Source organism: uncultured Thiodictyon sp. (assembly GCA_903837595.1).
Taxonomy (GTDB): domain Bacteria; phylum Pseudomonadota; class Gammaproteobacteria; order Chromatiales; family Chromatiaceae; genus Thiodictyon.
Window position 1 is genome coordinate 25,888 of the sequence record CAILVI010000465.1, and the last position, 6,123, is coordinate 32,010.

General features: G+C 68.4%; 6 protein-coding genes. 4 read left to right on the plus strand and 2 right to left on the minus strand.

What is annotated here, in order from left to right; genetic code table 11:
- Positions 1-67: 67 nt before the first annotated feature.
- Positions 68-232, minus strand: a complete 165-nt coding sequence (locus tag QZY44_RS27845) for a rubredoxin (protein WP_295455764.1) — start codon at positions 230-232, stop codon at positions 68-70.
- Positions 233-430: 198 nt separating this feature from the next.
- Between QZY44_RS27845 and QZY44_RS27850 the strand changes: the two genes are divergently transcribed.
- Genes QZY44_RS27850 through QZY44_RS27865 form a run of 4 tightly spaced genes read left to right on the plus strand, consistent with a single transcriptional unit; the run spans position 431 to position 5,197 of the window.
- Complete coding sequence (locus QZY44_RS27850; protein WP_295455766.1) at positions 431-1,252, plus strand: hydroxymethylpyrimidine/phosphomethylpyrimidine kinase; 822 nt, start codon at positions 431-433, stop codon at positions 1,250-1,252.
- Positions 1,249-1,899, plus strand: a complete 651-nt coding sequence (gene thiE, locus QZY44_RS27855; RefSeq protein ID WP_295455768.1) for a thiamine phosphate synthase — start codon at positions 1,249-1,251, stop codon at positions 1,897-1,899. Before QZY44_RS27850 ends, thiE begins: the two co-directional genes overlap by 4 nt.
- Complete coding sequence (gene hemL, locus QZY44_RS27860) at positions 1,899-3,185, plus strand: glutamate-1-semialdehyde 2,1-aminomutase (protein ID WP_295455771.1); 1,287 nt, start codon at positions 1,899-1,901, stop codon at positions 3,183-3,185. The genes thiE and hemL overlap by 1 nt, the downstream gene beginning before the upstream one ends.
- Positions 3,186-3,205: 20 nt before the next feature.
- Positions 3,206-5,197, plus strand: coding sequence for a VTT domain-containing protein (locus QZY44_RS27865; protein ID WP_295455773.1), 1,992 nt, complete (start codon positions 3,206-3,208; stop codon positions 5,195-5,197).
- Between the two features lie 12 nt (positions 5,198-5,209).
- Here the strand turns inward: QZY44_RS27865 and QZY44_RS27870 are convergent.
- The coding region (locus QZY44_RS27870; protein ID WP_295455774.1) for a hypothetical protein at positions 5,210-6,123 on the minus strand (914 nt) is incomplete at its 5' end.

The window sequence follows — 6,123 nt, forward strand, 5'->3', positions numbered from 1 at the left end:
AACGTTACGCAAAAATCTAACAGAAACCCAGCCGATTAGTCAATCAATCGGGGCAAAAAGTCACTCATCACAACTCCACCAGTTCAAAATCGTCCTTGCCGGCGCCGCACTCAGGGCACCGCCAATCGGCCGCCACATCCTCCCAGCGGGTCCCGGCCGCGATGCCGTCATCGGGCCAACCCTTGGCCTCGTCATAGATCCATCCGCAGATTACACAGATATAGGTTTTCATGGGCGTTCCGTGTGGACCACCGGGACCAAGGCGGATGCACCCGGAGCCGGCGGCGAGTGGCGCCCGCCGGGGTCCGGCAGGCACAATCAGCCGCTCAACATAGTGACCTAACCAACCCACTGCAAGAGGCATCGCCGATGCCCAGACCACCACCATCGGCCACACCCGCCCGCGCGGTGACCTACCGAGACTTGAACCATGCACCTAAACCCCAGCCCCCCGACCGTCCTGTGCATCGGCGGTCACGACCCCAGCGGCGGCGCCGGAATCGGCGCGGACGCCGAGGCGGTGCGGGCCGCCGGTGCCTTTGCGCTCACGGTCATCACCGCCCTGACTGACCAGGACACTCTTGGTGTTCGCGCCGTCTATCCGCAACCCGCCGCCCAGGTCGAGGCCCAGTGCCGCGCGCAGATTGCGGACAGTGCACCCGCGGCCATCAAGATCGGACTGATCGGCGACGCGCGGCTAGTACCCGTGCTGTGCGCCATCATCGACGCGCACCCGGGGCTCCCGGTGGTGCTCGACCCGGTGCTCGCCGCGGGGGCGGGCCGGCCGCTGGCGGACGCGGCACTGGTTGACGCACTGCTTACGCAACTTCTGCGCCGCATCACGCTGGTGACGCCCAATCTACCGGAGGCGCAACGGTTGAGCGGTACCGCGGACGCCCCGGAGTGCGCGCGGCGCCTGCGGGCCGCCGGGGCGCGCTGGGTCCTGATCACCGGCACCCATGAGGAGGCCCCGGCGGTCACCAACCGACTCTATGGGGCCGACGGAGCCGAAGAGAGCCGGACCTGGCCGCGCCTGCCCGGCGACTATCACGGCTCCGGCTGTACCCTGGCCGCCGCGATCGCCGTCCGCTTGGCGCTGGGTCTGCCCGTGCCGGCGGCAGTGGCGGCGGCCCAGACCTATACCTGGACCAGCCTGGCGCGCGCCTGGCGCACCGGGTGCGGTCAGCTCACGCCCAATCGGCTCTTCGACCTGCCCGCGCCGGCCGGCGAAGACGCGGGAACCGCGCCATGAACCAGGCGCTGCGTGGACTCTATGCCATCACCCCCGAACCGGCCGACGATGACCGCGACCTGCTCGCCAAAGTGGCCGAGGCCATCGCGGGCGGCGCACGGCTGATCCAATACCGGGCCAAGGGGCTCACCCCCGAACGCCGCCACGCCGAGGCGGCCGCGCTGCTCGCGCTGTGCCGTCGGGCCGACGTCCCCTTGATCATCAATGACGACATCGAGCTCGCCCTGGCGGTCGGCGCCTCCGGCGTCCACCTGGGTCGGGACGACGCCGACCCGGCTACCGCACGCGCCCGCCTGAGGGCGGACGCGATCATCGGCGTCTCCTGCTACGACCGCCTGGACCTGGCACTGGCCGCTGCCCGGGCCGGGGCCGACTACTGCGCCTTCGGCAGTTTCTACCCATCCACCGTGAAACCCCACGCGGTGCGTCCCACCCCGAGCCTGCTGACCCGGGCGCGCGCACAATTGTCGGTGCCGCTGGTTGCGATCGGCGGCATCACGCCACAGAATGGCAGGCTGCTGATCGCGGCCGGGGCCGACTGGCTTGCCGTGATCACCGGAGTCTTTGCCGCCCCGGATATCACCGCCGCGGCGCGGGCCTACAGCCAACTATTTGAACCGGGCGCGCGCCCGACGGAGTTTCCCTGATGAGCCGATCCCACGACCTCTTTGCCGCCGCTCAGCGCCACATCCCCGGTGGTGTCAATTCACCGGTGCGGGCCTTCCGCGGGGTCGGCGGCGACCCGGTCTTCTTCGAGAGCGCCAGCGGCCCCTATGCCTTCGATGCCGACGGCAAGCGCTATATCGACTATGTCGGCTCCTGGGGCCCGATGATCCTGGGCCATGCCCACCCGCAGGTATTGGCCGCGGTGCGGGAGCGGCTGGACAAGGGGCTCTCCTTCGGCGCCCCCACCGAACTTGAGACCACCATGGCGGATCGCGTCTGTACCCTGGTCCCGAGCATGGACATGGTCCGCATGGTCAGCTCCGGTACCGAGGCCACCATGAGCGCGCTGCGCCTGGCGCGCGGCTTCACCGGCCGGGACAAGATCGTCAAGTTCGAGGGCTGCTACCACGGTCACGCCGACTCGCTGCTGGTCAAGGCCGGCTCCGGTGCCCTGACCTTCGGTGAACCCAGCTCCCCCGGGGTACCCAAGGCCCTGGCGGAACTCACCATCACCCTGACCTACAACGATCTGCAGGAGGTCCAGGAGACCTTTGCCCGGATCGGTCACGAGATCGCCTGCATCATCGTGGAGCCGGTCGCCGGCAACATGAACTGCATCCCGCCGGTGCCCGGCTTCCTGGAGGGACTGCGCGCGGTCTGCGATCAGTACGGCGCACTGCTGATCCTGGACGAGGTCATGACCGGCTTCCGGGTCGCCTTGGGCGGCGCCCAGGCCCACTACGGCATCCGCCCGGATCTGACCGCACTCGGCAAGGTGATCGGCGGCGGCATGCCGGTGGGGGCCTTCGGCGGCCGGCGTGAAGTGATGGAGCGCCTGTCCCCCCTGGGACCGGTCTACCAGGCCGGCACCCTGTCCGGCAACCCCATCGCCATGGCGGCGGGATTGAAGACCCTGGAACTGATCTCCGCCCCCGGCTTCTATGACCAGCTCGCCAAACGGACGGTGCAGCTCACCGACGGTCTGGTGGAACGCGCCCGCGCGGCTGGCGTGCCGCTGACGGTGAACCGGGTCGGCGGGATGTTCGGCCTGTTCTTCACCGACGCACCGGCCGTGACCAACTACGCCCAGGCCACCGCCTGCAACCAGGACCAGTTCCGCGCCTTCTTCCACGCCATGCTGGACCTGGGGGTCTATCTGGCCCCCTCCGCCTTCGAGGCCGGGTTCGTCTCCAGCACCCACGAAGACGCGCAGATCCAGGCCACCCTGGACGCGGCCACCCAGGCCTTCAGCCGGATCGCCGCCTAGGGTCGCGGCCCGCGGCGCCGGTGGAAGCGCAGTTCGACCAGATCCTGGCCTGGGTGGGCAACCACCCGGGCTTGGCCTATCTGGCGATCTTCGCGGTTGCCATGGGCGAGTCGACGGCGATCGTCGGCTTGATCGTCCCGGGGGTGGTCCTGCTCCTGGCGACCGGGGCGCTGATCACCACCGGTGCCATCCACTTCTGGCCTGCCTTCGGCGCCGCGGTCGCGGGGGCGATTCTGGGTGACGGCCTGAGCTACGCCGTCGGGCGCCACTTCAACGAGCGACTGCTCGGTGTCTGGCCCTTCTCCCGCTACCCCGAGTCACTCGACCAAGGGGTCGCCTTCTTTGCCCGCTACGGCAGCTGGAGCGTCGTCGTCGGCCGCTTCGTCGGGCCCAGCCGGGCCTTCGTGCCACTGGTCGCCGGGATGCTGCAGATGTCGGCGCGCCGTTTCTACGCGGCCAACATCGCCTCCGCCATCGCGCAGAACCTCACCTATTTCATCCCCGGCATGGTGCTCGGGGCCTCACTGAAGCTGGCCGCGGAGGCGGCCCTACGCCTGGCCATCCTCGGCCTGCTGCTGGTGGCCGCCCTGTCGGCCACCTTCTGGCTGGCCCACCGGGTCTACCGCCTGCTCGCCCCCCACGCCAGCGCCTGGCTCCAGGGCCTGCTGCGCTGGTCCGACCTGCACCCCGGCATGGGACTCATTGCCCACATCCTGGCGGACCCGGCACACCCGGATGCCCGCGCCCTGACCGGGCTCGCCGTCCTGTTGATGCTCGCCGTCCTCGTGGTCGGGACCATCGCCGGCCTCACCCTGTTCGGACCCCAGGAACTGGCCTTGAATCGCGCCGCCCTGGACCTGGGCCAAAGCCTGCACACCCCGGTTGGCGACCACCTGATGATCGCACTGGCCGCCTTCGGGACCCCCAGCGTGGTCCTGCCGGTGGTGCTCGTGGTCTACGCCTGGCTGTGGTGGTGCGGCCGGGGTCGTCACGGCTATTACTGGCTGGCGGCCGCCGTCTTCCCGTTGGCGGCCACCCCGCTGCTGGGCGTCCTGCTCGCGGTACCCCGCCCCCCCCTGGGGCTGCAACTCCTCTTGCCCTGGTCCTTCCCCAGCGGACCGGTCCTGCTGGCGACCAGTGTCTATGGGTTCCTGGCCGTCGCCAGCGCCCGCGCCCTGCGGGAACCGCTGCGGTGGGTGCCTTACGCCCTGGCCACCACCGCGGTCACGGCCGTCGCCGCGGCGCGGGTCTATCTGGGCACGGAGTGGCTCACCGGGGTGCTGGGCAGCATCGCCTTGGGGCTCACGTGGGTTGCCGCCCTGGGGCTCGCTTACCACCAGCATAGCCGGCCGGGGCTGCGCCCCGGCGTGCTCGGGATGGTCGCGGCGCTTGGCCTGACGGCGGGCCTCGGCCTGCATGAGTGGACCGGCGGCGACCGCGAACTGGCCCGCCTGACCCCCGCACCGCGCACGACGGTGGTGGCACGCGGCACCTGGCACGACACCGCCTGGGCCCAGGTCCCCAACCGCCGGGAAGACCTGAGCCAGCGTCACCGCCACCCCCTGACCATTCAATACGCGGGCGACCCGGCCACCCTCCGTACGGCCCTGGCCGAGCGTGGTTGGCAACGCGCAGCGATGCTGGATTGGGGCAATGCGCTGCGACTGCTGTCCCCCTCGCTGCCGCTGGCGCAATTGCCGGTGATCCCCCAGGTCCACGACGGCCGCCAGGAGACCCTGGTCATGACCAAGACCACGGGTGATGACCTACGGGAGGTCTTGCGTCTGTGGCCGACGCGCGTGCAACTGGACGACGGCACACCACTGTGGGTGGGCAATGTCTCGCGTCAGCATAAAGACGTCCTAATTAATCTGATCAGCCTGCCGGCCACCGATCCCAGGAACTTCGCGCTGCCCGCGGAGTTCGCGGGGGAGTTGCCCGGCTTGCGCAACCGTCGCGTGGCGGATGGCAGTATCCGGCTGATCGAGGAAACGGCCATTGGCGATTTTTGATTGCTGACTACTTCAAAACCGCCGTTCAAAGGCCGTAAACGCATCCTCCAACTCCCATTGCAAGCGCGCCTTGGTATTTTGATCCAGGTAAGCGCGGCACTGGGTGCCGGCTGCTCTTGCACCCCGCAGATCGGCGGCACAGGCCGACACCGGTGTTAAACGCTCAAGGTTCTGCCACAATGCACCGCCCTCCACGAAGGCATAGTGCAGACTGTTGCGCGCCATTGTCTTTAGCTGGCGGTAATCGACTTGTTGATCCGCGACAGCCTTTAGATATTCACCGGTCATTTCGGAGCGCGAGACCCCTTCATCGTCAGTCGCGAGTGCCACCGGCACACCCTGTTTCAGGTAAGTCGACAGTGGGTGTCGGGTGCCGCTCACGCCCAGAATGCCGCTGTTGCTGGTCAGGCAGACCTCCACCAGAATCCGGTCTTTCACCATTTTCCGTAGCAGGCCAAGCGCATCGTCTTCCTGCATGACCGCGACCCCATGACCAATCCGTTCGGCGTGGCCGACCGCGATCGATTCGCGAATATGAAAGCGCAGTCCTTCCGGCGGCACCATCCCGGGAACCAGTTCGCCGGCATGCAGTGTGATATGCACCTTGGGATACATGCTGTGCAGGTAGTCGAGCAGGCGCATGTGCAGTGAAAAATCGCGCATCGGCACCAGCGCATCTTCCGGCATGACCAGGTTGAGTCCGACCACCCGCGCGTCGTTAGTGGCGAGCTCGAATCCGGCCAGCATCTGCGCAAACACGATTTCTCTGGGTTGGCCGCGGGCGACTTGATACAAATAGCGCACCGTCACGGCGCAACCGGGCGCGGCCTCGGCGGTGCCGCAGTGCAGGACATCACGCTGTTTCGCCTCGGCACGGTTCAGGTCCTCGGTCGCGGCCTTGACCGCCTCCGGCAGGCCCTGCTCGA

Bases quoted from the DNA above. Each gene is read 5' to 3' on its own strand.
- QZY44_RS27845 (WP_295455764.1), bottom strand. From the start codon at position 232: ATGAAAACCTATATCTGTGTAATCTGCGGATGGATCTATGACGAGGCC.
- QZY44_RS27850 (WP_295455766.1), top strand. From the start codon at position 431: ATGCACCTAAACCCCAGCCCCCCGACCGTCCTGTGCATCGGCGGTCAC.
- thiE (WP_295455768.1), top strand. From the start codon at position 1,249: ATGAACCAGGCGCTGCGTGGACTCTATGCCATCACCCCCGAACCGGCC.
- hemL (WP_295455771.1), top strand. From the start codon at position 1,899: ATGAGCCGATCCCACGACCTCTTTGCCGCCGCTCAGCGCCACATCCCC.